This window comes from Pseudomonas sp. 3296, assembly GCF_031456615.1.
Taxonomy (GTDB): Bacteria; Pseudomonadota; Gammaproteobacteria; order Pseudomonadales; family Pseudomonadaceae; genus Aquipseudomonas; species Aquipseudomonas mucoides.
Map to the genome: position 1 here is coordinate 1 of NZ_JAVDUY010000004.1, position 22344 is coordinate 22344.

Below are 22344 nucleotides of genomic sequence, written 5' to 3' on the forward strand. Positions count from 1 at the left end.
CATCGGCGAAGGATATTTGCTTCATCGGGGCTCAACCGTTCAGTTCGTGGGGCAAGCGTATTTCAGCAGACTTGGGAGTCTTTTTCAGAGTTTCCTTAGAGCCGATTGTGTGAGAAAGGCGTAGGGAGTGCCTTGCCTGGGGAAATGGAGTTCTGCGTTGGGGTCTGAAATTTTATCTTATCGTCTGAATTTCAGGACTGGGGCCGGACACAATTGTCGGTCGAGTATCCAAAGACTCAGCGGGCTGACCTGACGACTGTCCTCTATAACAACCCGCGGCGCGCCGATCACGACGCCCAAGGCCCAGACTGGGGCGTAATCATCTGCGACAGGCACCGAGACGAACGACGAACATGGCGGTTCCCCTCAATGCCGCCTACGCTTGTTGGGTGGTCCCCACGCTTTTGCTCAGGCGATGTATCGGGCTGGAACGATCTGATTTATTTTGACCGTCCGCTCATCGCCAATCCGGACCTGCCCGCGCGTATTGCCAGCAACTGGCCCCTCACTCCGGTCGACCCGACCAGCACGTACGGCGCAACGGGCGAAGACTGCACCCATGACCCCACCTGTCGTTCCCAAGCGACCGATGCCGCAGCACCTCTTAAACAGGGGCGCTGTTCACGTTTCTCCCATTGAGGAAGATGAGTATGTATCGGCCGAGCACGATTCCTTATCAGCAGCACCGAGGGTTCAGCCGAACCTTCACTCAGGGTCATTTGAGCCTGGGATTGTTCTTTCCTTTGGAGGCCTTCGATGGGGACACTCCGAGCATGCTCAACCAGGTCGAATTGGCCAAACGAGCGGAGGCTCTGGGCTTCTGCGCACTTTGGTTTCGCGACGTGCCTCTTCGGGACCCTGGCTTCGGCGATGTTGGCCAACTGTTCGACCCTTGGGTTTACCTGGGCTACATGGCTGCTCATACGTCGGAGATAGCACTTGGCACCGCATCCATTGCCATCCCGTTACACCATCCTCTGCACACGGCCAAGGCATCAGCCAGCGTCGATCAGTTGAGCGCAGGTCGCTTGATTCTGGGTGTAGCTTCCGGCGATCGCCCAGTGGAGTTTTCGGCTTTTGGCGTCGATCCCGAAAGGCGCGGAGACATCTTTCGGGAGCACTACGAGGTGATTCGCCAAGCCCACAGCACCAGCTTTGAGCCCATTCGCTGGAGCGATGGTGAGATGCAGGGTGCAGACCTCATTCCGAAACCCACAACCCAAGTCATTCCAATGTTCGTGACCGGCAATAGCCGCCAGTCACTGGATTGGATCGCGCGCGAAAGCGTCGGATGGATCAACTATCCACGCCCACCGAACATGCAGCGACTGATCGTGGAAGATTGGCGGCAGGAAGTCATGAAGCAATGTGGCCCCGTCTATAAGCCCTTCACTCAGTCGCTCTACATCGACCTCGATGAGACCCCGTCTACGCCGCCCACTCGCATTCATTTGGGGTTCAAACTTGGACGCTTCCATCTCCGGTTTTTGCTCGAGTCGCTTGAGGAAATCGGAGTGGACCACGTTATCCTGAATCTCAAATACGGAAAGCGCCCTGCTGCGCAAGTTATTGAGGAGCTGGGTACTCACATCGTTCCGCAATTCGGAGTACAGCCGCGTCCTGAAGCGAATTGATACGCCGGCCGCTTCCACGCCCGTCGAGGTGGTGCGGTTCAACAGGTTGAATCATCAGGCCGTTACCTGCTCAAGGAATATCAGTTGCAACGGCTCTTCGAGCAGGTCATCTGCCGTGGCGGTGAAGCGCTGATACCAATGCATCGAAAAACGCGCAACCGCCCTCGCCTGATGAGTGAAATCAGAACCCCTCAAGAACAATCTTGCCCCGGGCTTTGCCGCTTTCGACCAGCGCATGGGCACGACGCATGTTTGCCGCATTGATCGCACCAAAGTGCTCGCCCACGGTGGTTTGCAGAACGCCTTGGTCAATAAGAGCGCTGACCCGATTGAGCAGATGATGCTGATTGATCATGTCCGGGGTTTCGTACAGCGAGCGGGTGAACATCAGCTCCCAATGCAACGACAGCGACTTGCGCTTGAGCGGCATCACGTCGAGGCTGTCGGGATCGTCAATCACACCCAGACGCCCTTGCGGCTTGAGCACGTCGATCAGTTGTGCAAAGTGCTGTTCGGTGTGAGTCAGGCTGGCGACATAGTCGATCTCCGGCACGTCGAGCGCTTGCAACTGTGCGAGCAGTGGTTGGCTGTGATCGATCACGTGATGCGCGCCCAACTGCCGAACCCAATCAGCGGTTTCCTGGCGTGAGGCAGTTCCGATGACGGTAAGACGGGTCAACTGTCGGGCCAGTTGCACCAGCATCGATCCGACGCCCCCAGCCGCTCCAGTGATCAACAGGTACTTGCCCTCCCCAGCCCCCTCGGCGACACCGAGCCGGTCAAACAACAATTCCCAGGCCGTGATCGAGGTCAACGGCAACGCGGCCGCATCGGCTGCACTCAATGTACGAGGCTTGTGCCCGACGATCCGCTCATCGACCAAATGGAATTCGCTGTAGCTGCCGGTGCGGACAATCGAGCCGGCATAGAACACTTCATCGCCCGGCTGAAACAACGTCACTTCAGAGCCGACCTCACGGACAATGCCTGTGGCATCCCAGCCGAGGATTTTCGGCTCTTTTGTGAAAGTTCCGGCGCGCACCTTGGTATCGACGGGATTCACTGACACCGCGCGAACTTCGACCAGCAGGTCCCGTGGTCCAGGTTTGGGCACCGAGAGACTGATGTCGATCAACGCTTGTGGATGGTCGATGGGCAAGGCGTGTTGGGTAAAGGTGATGGCTTTCATGGACACTCGCTGTCTGAAGGGTGATGCACTCGTTTGCAGCCATCTTCGACTTCCCAAGTACAAAGAAAAACAAGCAAAATGCGCCAACACTTTCACTGCAGGAGTGAAAATGATCCGCATCGATGATCTTGGTTTATTCATCCGCAGCGCCGCACTGGGCAGTTTCACCGCAGCGGCGCTGGAGGCTGATCTACTGCCTGGTCAGGTCGCCGCCGCCATCAAACGTCTGGAACGCGAACTGGATGTGCGCCTGTTCGCCCGCACCACTCGCAGCCTGCGACTGACTGCCGAGGGCGAGCAATATCTGCCCACCGCCCACTCAGTGCTTGAGACCCTGAAGCAAGGCAAGGAAAACCTGCGTGGTGATAACGCCACGCTGCGGGGCGTACTGCAAGTGACAGCGCCGTCCGATCTGGGGCGCAACATACTGCTGCCGTGGTTGACGCTGTTCCGCCGTCAGCATCCAGAATTGACGTTGCGTTTTTTCCTGTCGGACCAGATGGCCAATCTGTTTCGCGACCCGGTGGACGTGGCGATTCGATACGGCCCGAACGAAGACGCCAACTACGTGGCACTGCCGCTTGCACCGTGGAACCAGCGGGTGCTGGTTGCCTCGCCGGAGTATGTGCAACGCTGCGGTTCTCCCCAAACGCCGGATGACTTGAGCAAGCATCACTGCCTGCTCTATCTGCAAAATGGCCGGGTCTACGACAAGTGGAACCTGGGCGGGCAAACAGTGCAGGTTTCGGGGCCACTGTTCAGCGATGACGCCGATGTCGTGCGGCGCTGGTCATTGGAGGGTGAAGGTATCGCCAACAAATCGTGGCTGGATGTCAGTGCCGATATCGCCGCGGGGCGCCTGCTTGTGCTGCTGCCGGATTACCCCGGGGAAGCTTCTCCGTTGAGCCTGGTGTGCCCACATCGCAAGCAGATCAGCCCTGCGGTTTCTCAGCTTTATACGTGGTTGAGTGGTCAGTTTTCTGCGCTGGAGTCGAAACCAAGGAAGAACTTGAGTTGATGCGAGAAGAACGCATGAAAGAGATTTATGACTTTCTGGATAATTAATAGACCTTACAATTTTCGCAGCCTATAAAAGTCGCCAGCTTCAAAATAAAAGACTAACTTCATTGACGGGAGTATTGCCCAATCCCCTCGCCCTCCTCTCGGTTCAAACCGCCGCGTAACTATCCACTACACGCCGATACTGGCTGGGCGAAGCTCCGATGTGCTGACGGAAAAACCGTGTGAAATGACCTTGCTCGGAGAACCCGAGGTTCTCCGACAAAAGACCCAGCGTTCCACTGCGCTCACGCTCAAGCCAGGCAAAAGCGCGGCGCATGCGCGCGTCGTTAAGCAACAGGGTCGGCGTCATGCCGGTGTCTTTCTTGAACAGCGCAAAGAAGTGTGCCCGAGACAGACCACAGGCCCGCGCGGCGTTGTCGATCGGGTTCGGATCATCGAGGTGCTCAAGCAACCAGGCCGTGCCACGGCGCACGCGCGCATCCCGGAACTCACCTGTGTTGGGCGCACCCAGTAGAGACAAATGCCGCCAGCTGGAAAAGGCCTCGATCAGTTCGATCAGGAAGTCGAACAGCATGAACTCCAAGCGCTCTTTCGGCACGATCCCACAACCATGCGCTTCGGCGACCAGGATGTCGGCCAGGGTGCGATTTCGACTCGACAGCTCGATGCATGATTGGGCGAAAAAGTCCGGCCGACCGCTGAGCGCCAGCGACTGCTGGGCAGTGGCCAGCCAGGCGGGCTCGATGTAAAGCGCCAGGATAAGGGTGGCACCGGCACCCGGCTGCGGATCATAGAAATGCGGCTCCCAGGCGTTGACCAGCACCGCAGTGCGATCACTGAGCGGAACCCGCCGACCGTTAACGTTGAAGTAAGTGTCCTCGCCGGACACTTTGACCAGCACATGGCATTCGGAATGGGTATGGGTGACCAGCGAATGATCCATATTCAGCAAGGCGACCCGGCCAAAACTGCCGTGGAAAACCCGTTGGGCAATCGACATCAGATTCCTCCGCTCGCTTGAAGCGATATTGTTATCGGCCTCAATGCCTATCATCGGGGCGTTTATCTATTACTCAAGCCCGTCGATCGGTCCATGGTTCAGCAACACTTGGCTGACCACTATCGCGCGCGACTGACCGAGCGTCTACCTCGACTTTCGCAGCCCCCACGTTCGTCGGAAAAACCGCCTACAAGGCATGGCGTTCTTTACCGTGATAAACACGCAGGATATCGGCCACCACCGCCAGAGCGATTTCCGCCGGGGCCTTGCTGCCCAGATCGAGGCCGATGGGCATGTGTAAACGGGCGATCTGTTCATCCGTCAGACCACCGATGCGCTTCAGCCGCTCGGCGCGTTTGGCCGAGGTTGCCTGAGAGCCCATGGCGCCGATGTAAAACGCCGAGGTGTGGACCGCTTCCATCAGCGCCAGATCATCGATTCGCGGATCGTGAGTCAGCGCCACCACCGCGGTCGCCGCGTGGCAGCCTCCGGCGGCAATGAACATCGAAGGCAGCACACGTTGCATCTCCACGCCTTCGAGATGTACATGCAGCATCTCTTCCCGGGGGTCGCAGGCGATGACTTCGCATCCGATGGCTCGGGCGAAACTGGCGCAAACTTCAGCGACCGGCGAGAGCCCTGCCAGAATCAGGCGTAACGCCGGGCCAACGCTGATGCGCACTCTTTCGTCGTCGACTTGCACCCGTTCGCTGCCGTGTCCGGCGTCCGGGTCCAGGCGCAAGGCACCGCTGCTCAGCTCGATATGACGCTGCAGACGTCGCTGACCGAGTAACGCCGCTTGCAGACTCTCCAGGTGTGCGATCCATTCAAGGCTGGCATCGCGGTGTTCGACCAGCACGATCAGCACACCACCACAGGGCAAACGCAGACGGTGGCGTTGCTCGACGCTGTCGCCATAACTGACGATCTGCGCCGGTTCGCGTAATTCACCGCGCGTCAGGCTTTCGAGAAACTCCTCTTCGACGCAGCCACCCGACAGCGAGCCGACGTGTTCGCCCGCGCCATTGGTCACCAGCATCGCACCCGGCGCACGCGGCGCCGAGCCATAGGTGGAGAGCACTGTGCACAGCCATTGGGCCTGCCCGGCGCGAGCCCATTGCAGTGCCTGGTCGATCACCTGTACATCGAGATGACGCATGTTTTCAATACCTCAAGCAAAAGCGTGGTGCTGCATGCGGGGTTACGTTTACGGTAACCTGCGAGCAATCTTGTTCAATTGTTGATTCAACATGTCGCCACAACAGTTTTTGCAACTTGGGTCGCTGCGCCTGGAATATCGCCAAATCCCTGCGGCTGAGCCTTCGCGACCGACGCTTGTGCTGTTGCACGAAGGCCTCGGCAGCGCCGAACAATGGAAAGACTTCCCCCTGCGCCTGGCCCAGGTCAGCGGCTGCGGTGTGGTCACCTATAGCCGTCAGGGTTATGGGCAATCGAGCCCGGTAACCCTGCCGCGTCCGCTGGACTACCTGAGCACCGACGGCCCTCGTGAACTGCGGCAATTGCTCGATGCCTTGCAACTGCCGCAAGTGGTATTGCTCGGTCACAGTGACGGCGCATCCATCGTCCTTGCCTATGCCGCCGCCAACGATCCACGCGTGTTGGGCAGCATTGCACTGGCGCCTCATGTGATTGTCGAGGCCGAGAGCCTCGATGGCATTCGCCATACCACCGAGGTGTGGCATCAGGGCGAATTGCGCGAGCGCCTGGCACGCCACCATGGGACCAATGTCGACGGCGCTTTTCACGGCTGGAGTGACAGTTGGTTGCACCCGGACTTTTCCCTGGACAATCTCGAAGCGCAGTTGGCGAATATCGAAAAGCCGCTGCTGGTCATTCAGGGGCGCGAAGACCACTACGCTACGCCCGAGCAACTGGTCGTCATCCAGCGACAGGTACCTGGACCGTGCCGCTGTGTGTTGCTGGATGACTGTCGGCACTTTCCCCAAACCGAAGCTCCCGAGCAGACCTTGCAGCTGATCTGCGAATTCCTGGAGCACCTTCCCGCCGTTATTTGAAATTGCCTTGGGTTTCTGGAATCACCACGCTGCCGATCAGGTAGATCACCGACAGACCGGCAGCGAAAATCGCCAGTACCATGGGGATCTGCGCCGGGCTACTGCTGACCAGGGACACAAAGGTCGGCATGGTGCCGCCGAGAGCGAAACCGATATTCCAGGACAACCCGGTGCCGCTGGCTCGCAGTTCGGTGGCAAAACGTTCGTTGAGGAAGATTAGAATCGGCGCGATGATCGCCCCGCCCATGAAGGCGATGCCCACGCAATACAGCGCAGTGCGGGTCAGCGAACCCGGCTCGGCGACACCCAGGAACATCATCGGCAGGCTCACCAGGTTGATCACACCCAGCAGCAAGAACGTCTTCTTGCGACCGATCAGGTCACTCAGGTAACCGAAGGCCAGTGCCCCGACAATGGTTGCCACCGACCCGTACATGAGCAGCTGCGAAGTCTGCGTATGGGGCACTTTGGCGACCACGTTGAGCAATGTCGGCAGATAACCGCAGGCCAGGTAATACGTGGCACCGCCTCCGAACGTAATCAGCAGATTGACCAGCATCACGGCGCGGTACTCACGACCGAACAGACGCTTGAGTGGCGACACGACCACTACCGCCGGCCCCTTGGTCTTGCGGGCTTGTTGCAGTTGCCGCCAGACAGGGCTTTCATCCAGGTAACGGAACATCACCAGACCGAAAAACGTGCTGAGCAGGCCGCAGAAGAACATGAAGCGCCAGCCCCAGACGTCAAATTCCTCCCCGGGAAAGATCTCCGACAACACCAGATAAGTGAATGACGCCAACAGCGCGCCCATACCGGCGCCGGCGCCACCGATCAACCCGGACATCAAGCCGCGATAGCGCGGCGAGATGGATTCGGTGCCGATGGTGTGAGTGGAGGCAACGATACCGCCAACGAAAATGCCCTGAATGACCCGCAAGAGCAAAAACAGTACCGGGGCCAACACCCCGACCTGGTGAATGGTCGGCAGCGCGCCAAACAGTGCCGTGGAAATACCGACGCCGACCATCGAGACCATCAGCGCACGCTTGCGACCGTGTTTGTCGGCATACGCACCGAAGATCGCCGAGCCCAGCGGACGCACCAGCAAGGCCACGGCGAACGAGGCATATACTGCGGCCAGGGACAATGTCGGGGTGTCCGAGGGGAAAAACATGCGACCGATGATCGGTGCCACGTAGAGCAGGATGAACAGGTCAAACAAATCCAGCGCCCAGCCGAATGTCGAGGCAAATGCCGCGAGCAAGGCCTTGCCCGGTGGAATCTGTGGTGTATCGGTAGTGGCGCTGGTGGGTGATGCAGTTATTGTTGTTGTCGTGGTCATGGTTGCCTCACACAAGCGGTGAATCAAAAGGGGCGGCAGGCCCTGCTCCGTAAGGTGTACGCCGTTACCAACATACTCCCGGGCCTGCTCGCCGGTACGATTTACTCGCCGATAAACACGGCCGCACGCTTGCTGTGGAACGCCTCGACGCCTTCCTTGAAGTCCTTGGAGCTACGCAGACGGCTGTAGCAGTGACCTTCCATCTCGATCGCGACGGTCAGCGGCGCATCTTCGTTGTCGTTGATCAATTTTTTCGCCGTGCGCTGAGCCAGCGGCGAGAAGCGCCGCAGTTCATCGACCAGTGCATCGACGGTGCTTTCCAGTTCGGTGTCCGGCACGACCTCGGTCGCAATTCCCCAGGCATAGGCCTGGTCGCCAGTGATGCGCTTGGCGCGCATCACCATGTGTTTGGTGCGGGTGATGCCGATGATTTTCTGCAGGCGTGCGGAGCCACCCGAGCCCGGGATCTGACCCAGGTTCTGCTCAGGCAAGGCGTAGCGAGTGGTTTGCGAAGCAATGCGGAAATCGCAGGCCAGGGACAGCTCGAAACCGACGCCGAAGGTGTAGCCACGGTTGGCAACGATCACCGGTTTTTCGCAACGTGCCGGTGCCGCAACGTTCCAGGCCAGCTTCGAAACGTGCTCTGGCGAGGCTTCGAGGAAGCCCTTGATGTCGCCACCGCTGGAGAAGTGTTCACCCACCGAGCGCAGCACGATGACGCGTACGCCTTTGTGTGCATCGAGGGCTTCGAAGACCTGGCGCAGTTCATCACGCTGCCCCATGGAAATGACGTTCAACGGCGCGCGATTGAGGATGATGTCGGCGCGCTCGCGGGACACATCGACTTCAACCTGGAAGCCATCGAACTGAGTGTCGAGAAATTGCTGGATCGCTTGCTGTTGCATGAGAGTTTCCTCTGGATGATTAGCTGATGGCCTTCAAGGCCTGTTCCTGAAATTGAGCCAGCAGCACGCGCCGCAGCACCTTGCCCACTGGAGATTTGGGAATCTGATCGACGAACTGGTAACGCCGTGGCCGCTTGAATTTGGCCAGGCCCGAAGCGATGCAATGGGCATCGAGGTCGCCTTCCGAGACGTCGGCGCGCAGCTTGATAAATGCAGCAATGATCTTGCCCCACTGCTCGTCGGGCAGACCGACCACCACCACTTCTTCCACGGCTGGGTGCAGGGAAAGCATGTTTTCGATTTCTGCCGGGCTGACGTTTTCGCCGCCGGTGATGATCAAGTCATCGACACGGCCCGTGACGAACAGATCGCCCTCCTGATCGAAGTAGCCGATGTCACCGGTGAAATACCATCCGTCACGCAACGCCTTGGCGGTCGCTTCGGGGCGGTTCAGATAGCCTTCGAACGCCTCGTCACTCGCCAGGTCGGCGATGATCTGGCCCTCCTCCAATGGGTTGACCTGCACGTCCGCCGTTTCAGCATCGATCGGCACCACGCGCACGCGCTGGTTCATTGCACTGCGCCCTGACGAGCCGGGTTTGCGGCTGGCTTGCTGGTCGATGGTGAAGGTGTAAATCTCCGAGCTGCCGTAATGATTGACGAACAATTGCGGCTGGAACGCCTGCTCGACGCGACGCATCAAGCCGTCGCTCATCGGTGCACCGGCAAAGCCGATTTTTTCCACACTGGCGACTCGCTCGCGAGCAAAGGCCGGGTGTTCGATGAGCATGTGGTAGAGCGTCGGCACCAGGTACAGGTTGCTGACCTTTTCCCGCTCGATGGCCTGCAGCGTGGCTTCCACATCGAACTTCGGCACACAGACGAAATGTCCGTCGATCAGCGCCATGGACAACAACGAACGCACGCCCATGGTGTGGTAAAGCGGCATGACGCCCAGCGTGCATTCATTCTGGCGGTAGAGGTTTTGCGCTACGTGGGCAACCGCCGCGGCGCGTTCGCTACGGTGCCGACGAGGCACGCCCTTGGGCTTGCTGGTGGTTCCGGAGGTGTACAGCAGCAGTGAAAAGTCTTCGGCGTCGGCCTGCAAAATCATGCCGGAGGGGGTCTGCGAACACAGTTCCTCGAAACTCAGGTCGGTGTTGGCGGCACGCAGACCGGTGGCGATCCGTGGCAGCCTTGTAGCGGCGCTGCAACCGGCCACGGCGGTCACGGTCGCGTCGTCGTAAGCCACTGCACGGATTTGCGCATCTTCGATGCAGTAGCCCAGTTCCTCGGCAGTCGAACGCCAGTTCAACGGGGTCATGACGATGCCCGCAAACTGACAGGCCCAATGCAAGGTTGCCATCTGCCAGCGGTTTTGCATCACTACCAGCAGTCGATCACCGCGTTGCAGCCCAAGGCATTGCAAGCCCCAAGCGGCGCTCTGGATATCGACGAACCATTCTTCATAGGTTTTCTTCAACGCACCGTCACTGACCGCCACGGCATGCGGTCGGCGTTCAACGGCAGCGAGGAAACTGCGTCCGAGATCGAACATTTTTGTTATACCCCTTTGTTCGTTTGGCGCTGGGCAGCGACTTCGAGCACGGCCTGAACGATGCCGGTGTAACCCGTGCAGCGACATAGGTGCCCCGAAAGCATGTCGCGTACCTGGGTCTCGTCCGGGTTGGGTACCCGCTCGAGAAAATCCACGCAGGACATGAGAATGCCCGCAGTGCAAAAGCCACACTGCAAGGCGTGATGACGGCGAAAGGCTTGTTGCAGGTCGCTCAGAGTGTCGTCGTCAGCCAGGGACTCGACGGTCTCGATACGCCGCTCGTGCCCCTGTACTGCGAGCATCAGGCAGGAACGCATCGCGACTCCGTCCACCAGCACCGTGCAGGCACCGCAGACACCGTGTTCGCATCCGACATGGACACCGGTGGCACCGAGGTCGTGGCGCAGGAAGTCGCAGAGTTGGGTCCGCGGTTCAGCCAGGGCTTCGCGGGAGCGGCCGTTGAGTTCCAGGCGAATCGGAAAGGTTTGGTCGGCAGTTACACGCATGTTCAGACTCCTTCGATCAGCTGATGACCCAGCTCGCGAATCAGTTGGCGGCGATAGGCAGCGCTGGCCTGCACGTCGTCTTGTGCGTCGAGCGACCAGGCGGTTTGATTGAGCGCGTCCGGCAGCCCCGCACCACGAGGCAGACTGCGACGTTGCGGACGGTCCGCGACCCCGCCGATGCCGAGTTCGACCTGGTCCGCGCCGATGGCCGCGGCCAGGGAGACAATTGCAAAGTCGCCGTGGCGCATGGCGATCTCGCGGAAGCGATAGGTAATGCCTTCGCGCTTGAGCGGAAAACGCACCTCGACAACCAGTTCATCCGCACGCTTGTCGGTGGTGAGAATGCCTTGAAAGAAGTCGGCAGCCTTGACGATGCGCTTGCCTTTTTTCGACTCAAGAACGATCTCGCCACCCAGCGTCACCAGGCACAGCGGTAACTCGGCGCTCGGGTCGGCATGAGCCACCGAGCCACAGACTGTGCCGCGATTACGCGTCTGGAAGTGACCGATCCAGGGCATCGCCAGTGCCAATAAAGGCACCTCGTCCATCAGGGTCGAACGCGCCAGCAACTGCGCCTGCCGTACCCCGGCACCTACCGCCAGACAATCCTTGCGCAGTTCGATATAGGCCAGGTCAGCCACATGATTGATATCGATCAGCAACTTGGGTTGAGCCAGGCGCATGTTCAGCACCGCCATCAGCGATTGGCCTCCGGCGATGATGCGAGCTTCCTGGCCATACTCGGCGAGCAACTCAACGACCTGACGACGGTTTTCAGCCCGAACGTAATCGAAAGCAGCTGGTTTCATTGAGCACCTCCCTTGCCAAACAGCGCGCCAAGCGAGGCACGCAATCGCGCCCACCAGCCGGTGGAGATGGCTTGGCCGCTGACCCGTTGCGACAGGCGAGTAAAGATTTGTCCGATGATCACTTTCGAGGCCCCTTGCAACATTCGGCCGCCGACCGCGGCGACTTTGCCGCTGACCGCCACCTGGTATTGGTATTCCAGGCGTGTGTGGCCATTTTCCAGTTCGACGAAACGCACCTTGGCCTGCCCCTGGGCCGACCCCATCGAGCTGCTGCCGGAACCGGACAGACGCAATGAATGCGGCGGGTCCAGATCACTCAGGGCAACCTTGGCCTCGAAGCGCGCGCGGATCATGCCGACGCCGACGGTGACATCTGCGCGGTAGCGGTTTTCGCCTTCAAGCACGAGGTCGTGACAGCCGGGAATGATCGCCGCCAGCGTCTGCGGGTCGAGCAAGGTGTCGAAGACCTGTTGCGGCGAAGCAGGAATCACCACCGAGTCGTTGGCCCGCAGTGCCGGTCCACCGGCAGGTGCTGCGTCGAGGTTGTCATCGGCCTCCATACCGGCTGGCCGTGGCGGCTCGTCGATGCCGATGAGCGTGCGTACTTTCGATGGCGTCAGTGGCAGGCGGATGTCCGAGCGAGCGAGGGCGTCGGCCACCGCGTTGGCGATACACACCGGCGTGCTCATATTGTTGCCCTCGCCCACACCCTTGGCGCCCAATGGGGTGAATGGCGATGGCGTCTCCATGTGCAGGATCATCGGTTCGATCACTTCCGGTGCGGTCGGCACCAGATAATCGGCGAAGGTCCCGCTGAGGAAGCTGCCGTCCTCGCCATAGGCGAACTCTTCCATCAGCGCCGCGCCGAGGCCTTGAGTGAAGCCCCCACGAATCTGGCCATCGACCAGCGCCGGGTTGAGCAGGCGGCCGGCGTCATGGCAGGTGACGTAGCGATCGATGTGGATCTCGCCGGTCATGCGGTCGATTTCCAGACCACAGATATCGAAGACAAAGCCGTAGCACAGCGAGCTGTTGACCTGATCCTTGTCGTCCGGTGCCTCCAATTGCGGCGGGCTCCAGAAGGCGGTTTCACGCAGACCGCCGTTTTCACCTTCCGGCAGCAGGCCCGGCGACCAGTGGGTCGCACCGGCAATCCGATGAAATGGCGCTACCGCCCCGCCATTGACGACAAAAATCTTGCCGCCGGCGAAACGAATATCTTCGGGACTGGCCTGCAATTGTTCGGCGGCAATCGCGGCGAGGCGATCGCGGATCTTCAGCGCGGCCTTGTAGACGGCACCGGCCACGGCGCCGGCGAAGCGGCTGGAATAGTTGCCCGAGGCAATCGACCAGGCGTCCTTCTGGGTATCGAGCTCGACGTTGACCACGATGGACTCCAGCGCAACCCCAAGCACTTCGGCGACGACCTGAGCGACGGTGGTTTGATGGCCCTGCCCTTGCGGTGCCGAGGACACGTGCACACTGACGTCACCCAATGGTCCGACGTTGATGGTGGCGGTGGCGACAGCGCCGTTTTTCGGACCGGCCTTGCGCCGCTCTTCGGGTGTCATCGCAGTGGTGATGTAGCCCATGTTGGAAATCGACGGTTCGATGACAGCGGCATAACCAATGCCATAGATCCGGCCTTCGGCACGCGCCTGATCACGACGTTTGAGCAACTCGTCGAGTCCACCGTCCGCCGCCGCCAAGGCAATGCCAGCCTGGTAGTTGCCGGAATCGAGCAACGCACCGGCGGCCGCACGATAAGGGAAGGCATCGGCCGGCACCAGGTTGCGGCGGATCACGTCCAACGGATCAAGCTTCAACTGCACGGCGATGTGTTGCAGCAGCCGTTCAAGGGCGAAATACACCTGCGGGCCACCGAAACCACGGTTCAGGCCGGACGGGGTTTTGTTGGTCAGCACCACCCGGTTGCGCACTTGCAAATTGCGGATCGCGTAGGCACCCGTCAGGTTGCCGTGCATGCGGTAGAAAGTCGCCGGTTCCGGCGCTCTCAGGTAGGCACCACAATCGTCGATCTGGTCATAACGCAAAGCGGTGATGCGGCCATCCGCTTCTACCGCCGCTTCAATTTCGGTCACCCGATTGGTCGCCGAAGAAGCCCCCTGAAGGTGTTCCAGACGGTCCTCGACCCACTTCACCGGTGCACCGACCTTGCGTGACGCCAGGCCCATCATCACCACGTAAGGGAAAACCCCTTGCTTGATGCCAAAGCTGCCGCCGGAATCTTTCGGTGTGCGCAAACGCAGGCGGTTGCCAGGCACATTCAGTGCCCGGGCCATGACTGTGTGCAACGCGTAGGGGCCCTGAAAATTGGCCAGCACGTCATAAATGCCGGTGGCGCGCTCGTACTGAGCCAGCACCACATAGCATTCGATGGGTGTGCAGGAACTGCGCGGAAACTTTACTTTGAGCGAGACCTTGTGCGGCGCCTGCTCGAAGGCCTGCTCCGGTTCGCCATAACGAAAGTGCCGTTCGTTGACCACGTTGCTGCCGACGGCTTCGTGCAGGATCGGCGCCTGTTCAGCGGTGGCCAGTTCCGGGTCGATGATCGGCGGCAGCGGCTCGTATTCAACGCGTACACCTTCGATCGCGTCCTCGGCCAGATAGCGGCTCTCAGCGATCACCACGGCCACCGGCTCTCCGACATAACGCACCTTGTCGACGGCGACGCACCAGTGCTCCATCGGCTGCCGGACACCCACCGGGAACGGCAGCGCCCAGCGTTTGACGTCTTCGCCGACCAGCACGCCGTGCACGCCTTTCATCAGTAGCGCACGGGAAAAGTCCACCGAGGTGATTCGTGCGTGAGCGTGGGGTGAACGGATGATCGCCGCATGTAGCGTACCCGGAGGAATCGCGGCGTCGTCGGCATAGCAGCCGAGGCCGCGCAACAATGCGGCGTCCTCGACACGGGTCTGACGGGCGCCGATGTGGCTGGTCGGGCTTTCGGTAGCAGGCTGGAAAGTAGTCATTTTTTTCGCGGCTCTTGTTGTTGTGCAGCGCGATAGCGTTAGAGCCGAGTGTGTGAGAAAGGCGCGGGGAGCGCCTTGCCTGAGGAGAGGGAGTTCTGCGCTGGGGTCTGGAAATTTGCCTTAGCGTCTGATTTTCAGGACTGGGACCCGACAGAATGGCCGGTCAGGGATGGGACGCTGGATGGCTCAGGAAAGCTTCGATTTCTGCACAGGGCATCGGTTTGGCAAAGTAATACCCCTGAAAAACATCGCAGCGACTGCCCTTCAGGAAGTCCACCTGAGACGCCGTTTCAACGCCTTCGGCGACCACCGTCAGGCCGAGGTGATGAGCCATGGAAATAATGCCTTGAGTGATCGCTGCGTCGTGATGGTCGGTGGCGATTTCCTGGATGAACGAGCGGTCAATCTTGATCTTGTCGATGGGCAAACGCTTGAGGTAGCTGAGGCTGGAAAAACCGGTGCCGAAATCATCGAGAGCAATGCGCACCCCCAATGCCTTGAGCCGGTGCAACGTGTCGATCGCCTGTTCAACGTTATGCAGCAAGAGCGACTCAGTAATCTCCAGTTCCAACTGTCCGGCGCTGAGGCCGTGTTTGCTCAGCACGGCCTGGATACACTCCTCGAACTGGCCACGCTGAAAATGCATCGGCGAAATATTCACGGCCATCGAAATGCCCGTGATGCCCTGCTCGCCTAGCTGGCGCAGCTGCGCGCAGGCCGTATCAAGTACCCATAGGCTCAGTGGGATGATCTGACCACTGTCCTCTGCCACCGGCACAAACACCGCGGGTGAGATGAATCCTTTTTCCGGATGCTCCCAGCGCAGCAACGCTTCGATCCCGACCACTCGCCCCGTGCGCGCTTCTATCTGCGGTTGATAATGCAACTTGAACGACTGAGTTTCGATAGCCTTTTGCAAGTCATTGCGCAGGCTCGCGTGCTCGCAAACGCGCTGATTAAGATCGCTGGTGTACCACTGAAAGTTGTTGCGCCCTTGTTGCTTGGCTTTGTACATGGCCATGTCAGCCTGCTGGATCAGCTGCATCGGCTGCTCGATGTGACCATCGCTCAGGGTGATGCCGACGCTTGCACTCAGGTGCAGGTCAATGCCCTGGATGCAGTAGGGCCTGGCAATGCTGGCCATCAATCGCTCGGCTACCGGGACAACGTCCTCATCACGAAGCAGGTCCGGCAGCAGGACGATAAATTCGTCACCGCCCATGCGCACGATGGTATCGCCGGGACGAACCTGCTGAGTCATTCGCTGCGCCACCTCAATCAGCACCTGATCGCCAAAGTAGTGCCCGATCGAATCGTTGATGGATTTGAATCCATCCAGATCAATGCACATCACCGCCAGACGACGCTTGCGCCGACGACTGATGTGACAATCCAGAACGAGCTGGTCTTCAAGCGAAACACGGTTGAGCAAGCCGGTCAGCCGGTCATGACTGGCGTTGAAGCTCAATTGGCGCTCGTAATGCTTCTGCTCGCTGATGTCCCGGGCAATGCCAAATACCCCGACGATTTCTCCGTTGACCATGATCGGCAGGTTAGAGATGTCCATGGTCAGCAGTTTTTGACTCTCGTCAAAAACCTGTGCCTCGAAGCGCTGAGGTTCTCCGGCGCGGGCAGCGGAAAAATGCTGACTGACCCGTTCCAGGTCTTCTTCGAGTACCAGATGGGAAAAGTGATGACCAATGAAATCGGTTGCCGTGTGCGGTTTCAGCTTCAGGCCTGCCGGATTCACACTCTGGATGTTGCCGGCCAGATCGAGGGCGAACACCGGGTTCGGGTTGTAGGTGAACAATGAACGAAAACGTTGTTCGCTTTCCTCCAGACGTTGGCCGTCACGCTCATGGCGAATCGCAATGACTGCCAGTTGGGCCGCGCAGCCCAGTCGTTGAATCTGCGCTTTATCCGGAGAGTGGGTCCGGTTCTGGTACAGAGCAAATGTACCCAACACACATCCTTGATGGGAGAGCAAAGGCACCGACCAGCAGGAACGCAGGTTATGCCCCAGCGCCAGGCTGCGGAAACGCTCCCAGTTCGGGTCCCGGGCGATGTCTTCGGTGACCACCAACTCGCGCCGGAACGCTGCGGTACCGCAGGTTCCTTCCTGTGGACCAATGGCCATTCCATGAATCGCCTCGTTGTACTCGGCTGGCAGGCCGGGCGCCGCGCCGCTCAGCAAGTGTCTGCCCTCGGCATCAGTGAGCAGGATCGAGCAGACGGTTTCGGGGGCCTGTGCGTCGAGCATCTGGCAGATAGCGCAGAGTATGTCGCCCAGGTGATGATCGGTCGCAATCATACCGAGAATGTCACGTTGCGACTCGGGGAAGGTCTTGCTGTGAAAGCTTGGACGAGTATTCATGGTGGTTCCTGAAGACTCTCGAGGTCGTCCGGTCTTCAGAGAGCCAGAAATAGTGGCGGCCGATCACTGTCCACTAGTGCTTCGGACGCGCACTCTATAGAGCGCCAGCTAACTATTAAAAGGCTCAGATCCAACATAAAAAACAGTATCAGATTGCCGCCGCTTGGCTGGAATGGTCGGGGTGCTTGGCCGTTCTGATGTTCTGCTGGCCGGACAGTCCTGAAGCTGCAGCCCGGTTTCCATGAACATGGCCCGATGAACATTTCCACGCCAATAGCCTTCGGACCTGCCGCAAAACATAGTAACGGCCTGCCTATGAACATATGACATGGCCCATAAGTTAAAGACAGGACGTTCCGTAAGCGTTGCATTTCCACCCTCTGGCTAACCCTAGCAACGTTTCTGATGCTTGCTCCTTGCTTGGCATTTTTTAGATCACTGACTACGATTAGTCGATGCTTTGTCTCAGGCGGAGCGTGGACCGATGAGATACGTAATACTTTAGAGGTAAGAGTTCTCAGGCTTGAGCGACTCTACGCACAGTTAGCACCGTGCAAACCACGACCTCCCGCTCCAATAAGGGCGCTGCCGTCTATTGTGATCGATGATCTTTATCGAGTATTCATGTTCAGACACCGCGTGGTTCTCGGACGTTGTTCCTAGAAAGCCCCATGTCGCATCAATTGCCGCTTCCGTTTTCTCGCGCGCCATTCAGGTCCATAGGGTTGCTGCTGCAGTGATGCCGAGCATCATGCGCAGCTGATTGCGATGTATTTGACGATCGCGAGGTATTCGATCCGCCATATGTGGCAAGTGCTGGGTGACGCTTCAACCCCCCGGGCGTGTCGATCAGTTCAGTCGAAGTGGTCCAACCCCGTTGCCACCGGCGTTTGGCCGGGTATATGAAAACTGATGATGTTGCGAACTGGGCTCTCGCTGCCAGACGCCAACTCGACAGCTCCCATAAGGGGCACTTGTACGGTAGAACATCTCAACACCCAAGTGATCATGGCACGCGAATCTTTCAATCAGGCCCCGAAAAAAATCGGGACCTGATCAATTACCCGGCATCAGGACTGACGCCCTCCGCCACCGCTGTTTTCACCTCCTTTACGCCCCGCTTCAGAGGTTTTGTCCCGGTCATCGGCAAAGTTGCCGCCGCGACCGATCTGGCCACCGCCAGTGGACTCATCAGCCTCGCTTGATTGCCACCCACCCGATGCCTGGCCGCCTTTTTGCCCAGGCTTATTCATGCCTTCCTTATCGTCATCGTCGGCGAATTCGCCTGCGCGATGGGTACCTTGCCCTCCTCCGGACATACGATCAGCGTCGCGTGATTGTTGGCCAGCTGAGGCCTGACCACCCTTTTGGCCCGCCTCAGAAGCTCGTTGTGGGTCGTTGGCAAAATTACCTCCTGAAGCTTCTCCACCTTTCTTACCGGCTTCAGAAGTCTTATCTCGGTCATTAGAAAAATTGCCGGGATTGTTGTTTCCGGTATTAGCCATTTCTATTCACCTCTACTAAGTTAGTACGAGCATCTGCTCGTCTAATTCGGAGGACGTAGAAAATCGAAAGTTTGGACGAAAATCGAGCTTCACGACCAGTGGTTTTTTGACGTTAGTTCCCTGAAAAATAGAGACTTTCGACTGGCGGAGCGGCTAATCAAAGGGCGCTATTAAAGTCGATTTTTTCGTTAAAGAATGGCCAATATGAACTAAGCTGACTAGCGCATAAGCAGCTTTACAATCGACGAATTTCGGTAGTCAGTCATGACCCAACATATCGTGCACTTTCACTGCCAGATCGACCCGGCAACGACTGCTTTCTCGAAACCATTGAACAGGGCGCCACGTCCTTGCTGTTGAACCTGTCCACTTCTGGCGGCAGCACCAATTTCGGCTTCACGCTCTATACCTTTTTGAAGTGATTTTCTCAGGACACTGACGATCCAGCTCTAACTGCACTCAATGGCCTGTTGACCAAGCCTGCACGGGTCCGCCCCTATAACGCTCCTCTTTGCGCTCAATCAAGCTGATTGAACCTAGCCGAAACCAAAGCCTCGGATATTGAAACCGCCTTTGGTGAGCCTATGAAAATAGAGGATACGTTACTGCGCCAGCGTAAAGTCCTTGCCAAGTTTGGCGAGCTTGCCTTGGCCTCGGATGACCTTGAACAAATCCTCGACGAGGCATGTCGATTGGTCGGTGAGGCACTTGAAACCAACCTCGCCAAATTCATGTTGCTCGAAGAAGACGGCATCACGTTCTTCGTGAGAAATGGTGTGGGCTGGGCACCCGATGTAGTCGGGAAGGTTCGGGTGCAAGCATGCGAAGGCAGTCCCGAAATCTTCTCGCTCAACACCAACGCTCCCGTCATTTCGACAAATATTTCAACGGAATCACGATTTCGGTATCACGAATTCCAAAAGCGCAATGGGGTAAAAGCCTTCGTCAACGTTCTCGTCCACGGCGCCAACGGAGAACGTCCTTTCGGCATATTTGAGGTGGACAGTCGAAGTCCTCGTCAGTTTACGCAGAGCGATATCGACTTCCTCCGTGGATATAGCAACCTGCTTGGTGCGGCGTTGAAGCGTTTCAAAACCCTGGACGCTATGCGGTCGACAGAAAAGCGACTGCGTGAAAGCGAAAGGCATTACCGAATTGCAGCGGAGCTCAATCCACTTTGGCCTTGGACTGCCGACAAGGGCGGCAACCTGATGTCCATCGATCCGCGTTGGCACGAATACACCGGCCTGTCGCTCGAGCAAACATTGGGACGTCAATGGGCCAATGCCGCGTATGAGGCAGATCAGGTATCAATCGCTGCTCTTTGGAATCAATCTCTGGGCACGCTGCAGCCTTTCGATCTACAAGTCCGATTTCGAAAACACACTGGCGATTACCGTTGGTTTAGAGTCCGAGCACTGTGCAGCCTCGACAGCGCCGGGAAAAGCGAACAATGGTACGGCACCATCGAGGACATAGAAGACAGGGTGCAGTTGGAGAGTGCGTTGCGTGACTGGAACGACTTACTTGAAGAGCGCATTGGAGAACGTACCCAACAACTGGAAGCGGAGCAACGAGAGCGCGCGGCAACGGAATCCAAGTTGAGGCAAAGCCAAAAAATGGAAGCGGTCGGGCAGCTTACCGGCGGAATTGCCCACGACTTCAACAATCTGTTGGCGGGTATCATCGGTAGCTTGGAACTGATGCAACGACGTATTGATGCGGGGCGCTACGACGACTTGACCCGATACAATTCAGTGGCCTTGACCTCTGCCTCTCGAGCGGCGGCATTAACGCAACGACTGCTTGCTTTCTCCAGGCAGCAATCACTCGAGCCTGAACGCCTGGACCCTCGAAAAGTAATCGCAGATCTTGAAGAAATGATTCGGCGTTCAGTAGGGCCGAGCATCATTGTCGAGTGCTCATTCAGAACGACCGACTGTATCAGGTGTGACCTTAACCAACTGGAAAATGCGCTGCTTAATCTCGCAATCAATGCACGAGATGCAATGCCCGATGGAGGCAGGCTCGACCTTCAGGTTGATCGATGCGTTATCGACAACGCAACTTCATCGGAAAAAATGATGCCGCTTGGCTCATATGTGAGCATTTCCGTCACGGATACCGGTACAGGGATCAGCCCTGACATTTTGTCGCGTATCTTCGATCCGTTCTTCACGACCAAGAAGTTGGGCGAAGGTACCGGACTGGGTCTGTCAATGATATATGGCTTCACTCAGCAATCCGGCGGTCAGGTGAGAGTCCATAGTCGCCTTGGTAGCGGCACCACCGTGACGCTGTTTTTTCCGGTGGATGATTCGCAACCAGATGATCAAAAAGTTGATCTTGGCGACACTCAGCAGCTTGTGCCATCGGGGCAGAACGAAACTATTTTGCTGGTGGACGACGAAGCGGCCATTCGGCAAATGGTGTCAGAGCTTTTGTCAGAAATTGGCTATCGCGTCATTGAAGCAGTGGATAGCGTTTCTGCCTTCAAACAGGCGGAGAAGCTGAAACACCTTGATTTACTGCTGACCGATGTAGGTTTACCTGGATTGATGAACGGGATCAGTCTGGCTTCGGAGCTCAAGAAAAAATACCCGCTGCTCAAAGTGCTTTTCATTACCGGGTTTGCTGGCGCTTCGCGACTTGTCTCGATCGATAGGACAACCCGATTACTGACCAAGCCCTTCAGTCTCAAAGAACTCACTTCGCGAGTGCATTCATTGCTAAACACTCCTTCAGATGGCAGTTAACGACCTCATAGATCTCAGAAACCACCTGCATCGTTGCGTCTTCGATCGTTCCTTCATTACGGCATAAAAACCAGCCGTGATCTGCAATCGCTTGCTCGAACGCCTCAGTACAAGCGACATGTTCTTCCAGCTTGTGGATCACCGTACTGCTCAGCCCGCGCCGTCGTGCCGCTGCCCTTGCCCATGAAATTTCAGGGTTGGTGACCACCCCGACATGCAGGTCTGGCACTCGCACGTTTCGATCCATGTTCAACTGCAGAATCTCTGCAAACGGGATTGTCCGGCGAAACGCGGCATCAGACGGGTACCAGCGATCGATCAAGATGATGCTGTCTGTTGGCTGCTTGCCCAGAACGTGCTGGGAAATCCAGGCGCGACTATCTGCAAAGCGACCACAAACCTCAAACTCCAAATCCCGGCTGGGACTTCTGACTAGCTGGTTAACGAGGGTCATGGTTTCACCCCGATTGGGATCGCTTTTTTGCTCGGAAAGTCGGATCACCTTTTTGTTGTCGGCCCTCAGTGCTTTCGTAACGGCTTCCAATAGTGTGGTTTTGCCGGTTCCCTTGGGCCCATCTAGAGAAACAAACAGCGGACGATTCATTCTTGAGTTTCGATTGATATACGTTTTTTTGCCTGATTCGTGCACAGGAACCGCTTGGCGTGACGACACGAATCGAGTGGAGGGCCTTATTAGCAGGCATTGAT

16 protein-coding genes and 2 pseudogenes are annotated in these 22344 nt (G+C 58.0%); 5 read left to right on the plus strand and 13 right to left on the minus strand.

All coding sequences use genetic code 11. From position 1 onward, the window contains the following. The first annotated feature begins 650 nt into the window (after positions 1 to 650). The gene (locus J2X66_RS11410; protein WP_310264192.1) at positions 651 to 1634 is read left to right on the plus strand and encodes an LLM class oxidoreductase; all 984 of its coding nucleotides are present in this window, start codon (positions 651 to 653) and stop codon (positions 1632 to 1634) included. 181 nt (positions 1635 to 1815) lie between these two features. Here the strand turns inward: J2X66_RS11410 and J2X66_RS11415 are convergent, their stop codons facing one another. Further along, positions 1816 to 2823 carry a zinc-binding alcohol dehydrogenase family protein gene (locus J2X66_RS11415; RefSeq protein ID WP_310264194.1) on the minus strand — a complete coding sequence of 336 codons (1008 nt, stop codon included), beginning with the start codon at positions 2821 to 2823 and terminating at the stop codon, positions 1816 to 1818. Positions 2824 to 2932: 109 nt separating this feature from the next. Between J2X66_RS11415 and J2X66_RS11420 the strand changes: the two genes are divergently transcribed. Beyond that, a complete protein-coding gene (locus J2X66_RS11420; protein ID WP_310264196.1) occupies positions 2933 to 3841 on the plus strand; it encodes a LysR family transcriptional regulator in 909 nt (302 codons plus the stop codon). 150 nt (positions 3842 to 3991) lie between these two features. On the opposite strand, the gene J2X66_RS11425 is transcribed toward J2X66_RS11420, so the two are convergent. Both J2X66_RS11425 and J2X66_RS11430 read right to left on the minus strand, forming a co-directional pair. Next, positions 3992 to 4846: an AraC family transcriptional regulator gene (locus J2X66_RS11425; protein ID WP_310264198.1), complete on the minus strand. Its 855-nt coding sequence runs from the start codon at positions 4844 to 4846 to the stop codon at positions 3992 to 3994. Between the two features lie 187 nt (positions 4847 to 5033). After that, positions 5034 to 6005, minus strand: a complete 972-nt coding sequence (locus J2X66_RS11430; protein ID WP_310264200.1) for an XdhC family protein — start codon at positions 6003 to 6005, stop codon at positions 5034 to 5036. Between the two features lie 91 nt (positions 6006 to 6096). Between J2X66_RS11430 and J2X66_RS11435 the strand changes: the two genes are divergently transcribed. Beyond that, entirely contained in the window at positions 6097 to 6882 is a 786-nt protein-coding gene (locus tag J2X66_RS11435; protein WP_310264202.1) for an alpha/beta hydrolase, read from the plus strand. Here the strand turns inward: J2X66_RS11435 and J2X66_RS11440 are convergent. From J2X66_RS11440 to J2X66_RS11480, 9 genes and pseudogenes are all read right to left on the minus strand, one after another. Then, complete coding sequence (locus tag J2X66_RS11440; RefSeq protein WP_310264204.1) at positions 6875 to 8227, minus strand: MFS transporter; 1353 nt, start codon at positions 8225 to 8227, stop codon at positions 6875 to 6877. The two genes, J2X66_RS11435 and J2X66_RS11440, sit on opposite strands and share 8 nt — an antisense overlap. Before the next feature lie 101 nt (positions 8228 to 8328). Next, complete coding sequence (locus tag J2X66_RS11445; protein ID WP_064596713.1) at positions 8329 to 9132, minus strand: enoyl-CoA hydratase/isomerase family protein; 804 nt, start codon at positions 9130 to 9132, stop codon at positions 8329 to 8331. 19 nt (positions 9133 to 9151) lie between these two features. Continuing rightward, positions 9152 to 10690, minus strand: a complete 1539-nt coding sequence (locus J2X66_RS11450; RefSeq protein ID WP_077045106.1) for an AMP-binding protein — start codon at positions 10688 to 10690, stop codon at positions 9152 to 9154. Between the two features lie 5 nt (positions 10691 to 10695). Then, positions 10696 to 11196: a (2Fe-2S)-binding protein gene (locus J2X66_RS11455; RefSeq protein WP_008060977.1), complete on the minus strand. Its 501-nt coding sequence runs from the start codon at positions 11194 to 11196 to the stop codon at positions 10696 to 10698. A 2-nt stretch (positions 11197 to 11198) separates the two neighbouring features. Further along, complete coding sequence (locus tag J2X66_RS11460; protein ID WP_077045107.1) at positions 11199 to 12005, minus strand: xanthine dehydrogenase family protein subunit M; 807 nt, start codon at positions 12003 to 12005, stop codon at positions 11199 to 11201. Continuing rightward, complete coding sequence (locus tag J2X66_RS11465) at positions 12002 to 15001, minus strand: molybdopterin cofactor-binding domain-containing protein (RefSeq protein ID WP_310264223.1); 3000 nt, start codon at positions 14999 to 15001, stop codon at positions 12002 to 12004. Before J2X66_RS11465 ends, J2X66_RS11460 begins: the two co-directional genes overlap by 4 nt. 163 nt (positions 15002 to 15164) lie before the next feature. Then, positions 15165 to 17375 (minus strand): EAL domain-containing protein, encoded by a 2211-nt coding sequence (locus J2X66_RS11470; protein ID WP_310264225.1) that lies wholly within the window; start codon positions 17373 to 17375, stop codon positions 15165 to 15167. Positions 17376 to 18445: 1070 nt separating this feature from the next. After that, positions 18446 to 18694 (minus strand): KGG domain-containing protein, encoded by a 249-nt coding sequence (locus J2X66_RS11475; RefSeq protein WP_310265242.1) that lies wholly within the window; start codon positions 18692 to 18694, stop codon positions 18446 to 18448. A gap of 24 nt (positions 18695 to 18718) precedes the next feature. Next, a pseudogene (locus tag J2X66_RS11480) lies at positions 18719 to 18880 on the minus strand (general stress protein); the annotation flags it as partial. A gap of 264 nt (positions 18881 to 19144) precedes the next feature. On the opposite strand from J2X66_RS11480, the pseudogene J2X66_RS11485 reads away from it, so the two are divergent. Together J2X66_RS11485 and J2X66_RS11490 are read left to right on the plus strand one after the other, a co-directional pair. Next, positions 19145 to 19299: pseudogene (locus J2X66_RS11485) on the plus strand (peptidase); the annotation flags it as partial. Between the two features lie 111 nt (positions 19300 to 19410). Beyond that, entirely contained in the window at positions 19411 to 21636 is a 2226-nt protein-coding gene (locus J2X66_RS11490) for an ATP-binding protein (protein WP_310264227.1), read from the plus strand. Here J2X66_RS11490 and J2X66_RS11495 read toward each other — a convergent pair. Next, complete coding sequence (locus tag J2X66_RS11495) at positions 21587 to 22240, minus strand: dTMP kinase (protein WP_310264230.1); 654 nt, start codon at positions 22238 to 22240, stop codon at positions 21587 to 21589. The genes J2X66_RS11490 and J2X66_RS11495 overlap by 50 nt on opposite strands. Between the last annotated feature and the right edge of the window lie 104 nt (positions 22241 to 22344).

Excerpts from the sequence above, each read along its gene's own strand:
- J2X66_RS11410 (WP_310264192.1), top strand. The coding sequence starts at position 651 with ATGTATCGGCCGAGCACGATTCCTTATCAGCAGCACCGAGGGTTCAGC.
- J2X66_RS11415 (WP_310264194.1), bottom strand. The coding sequence starts at position 2,823 with ATGAAAGCCATCACCTTTACCCAACACGCCTTGCCCATCGACCATCCA.
- J2X66_RS11420 (WP_310264196.1), top strand. The coding sequence starts at position 2,933 with ATGATCCGCATCGATGATCTTGGTTTATTCATCCGCAGCGCCGCACTG.
- J2X66_RS11425 (WP_310264198.1), bottom strand. The coding sequence starts at position 4,846 with ATGTCGATTGCCCAACGGGTTTTCCACGGCAGTTTTGGCCGGGTCGCC.
- J2X66_RS11430 (WP_310264200.1), bottom strand. The coding sequence starts at position 6,005 with ATGCGTCATCTCGATGTACAGGTGATCGACCAGGCACTGCAATGGGCT.
- J2X66_RS11435 (WP_310264202.1), top strand. The coding sequence starts at position 6,097 with ATGTCGCCACAACAGTTTTTGCAACTTGGGTCGCTGCGCCTGGAATAT.
- J2X66_RS11440 (WP_310264204.1), bottom strand. The coding sequence starts at position 8,227 with ATGACCACGACAACAACAATAACTGCATCACCCACCAGCGCCACTACC.
- J2X66_RS11445 (WP_064596713.1), bottom strand. The coding sequence starts at position 9,132 with ATGCAACAGCAAGCGATCCAGCAATTTCTCGACACTCAGTTCGATGGC.
- J2X66_RS11450 (WP_077045106.1), bottom strand. The coding sequence starts at position 10,690 with ATGTTCGATCTCGGACGCAGTTTCCTCGCTGCCGTTGAACGCCGACCG.
- J2X66_RS11455 (WP_008060977.1), bottom strand. The coding sequence starts at position 11,196 with ATGCGTGTAACTGCCGACCAAACCTTTCCGATTCGCCTGGAACTCAAC.
- J2X66_RS11460 (WP_077045107.1), bottom strand. The coding sequence starts at position 12,005 with ATGAAACCAGCTGCTTTCGATTACGTTCGGGCTGAAAACCGTCGTCAG.
- J2X66_RS11465 (WP_310264223.1), bottom strand. The coding sequence starts at position 15,001 with ATGACTACTTTCCAGCCTGCTACCGAAAGCCCGACCAGCCACATCGGC.
- J2X66_RS11470 (WP_310264225.1), bottom strand. The coding sequence starts at position 17,375 with ATGAATACTCGTCCAAGCTTTCACAGCAAGACCTTCCCCGAGTCGCAA.
- J2X66_RS11475 (WP_310265242.1), bottom strand. The coding sequence starts at position 18,694 with ATGTCCGGAGGAGGGCAAGGTACCCATCGCGCAGGCGAATTCGCCGAC.
- J2X66_RS11495 (WP_310264230.1), bottom strand. The coding sequence starts at position 22,240 with ATGAATCGTCCGCTGTTTGTTTCTCTAGATGGGCCCAAGGGAACCGGC.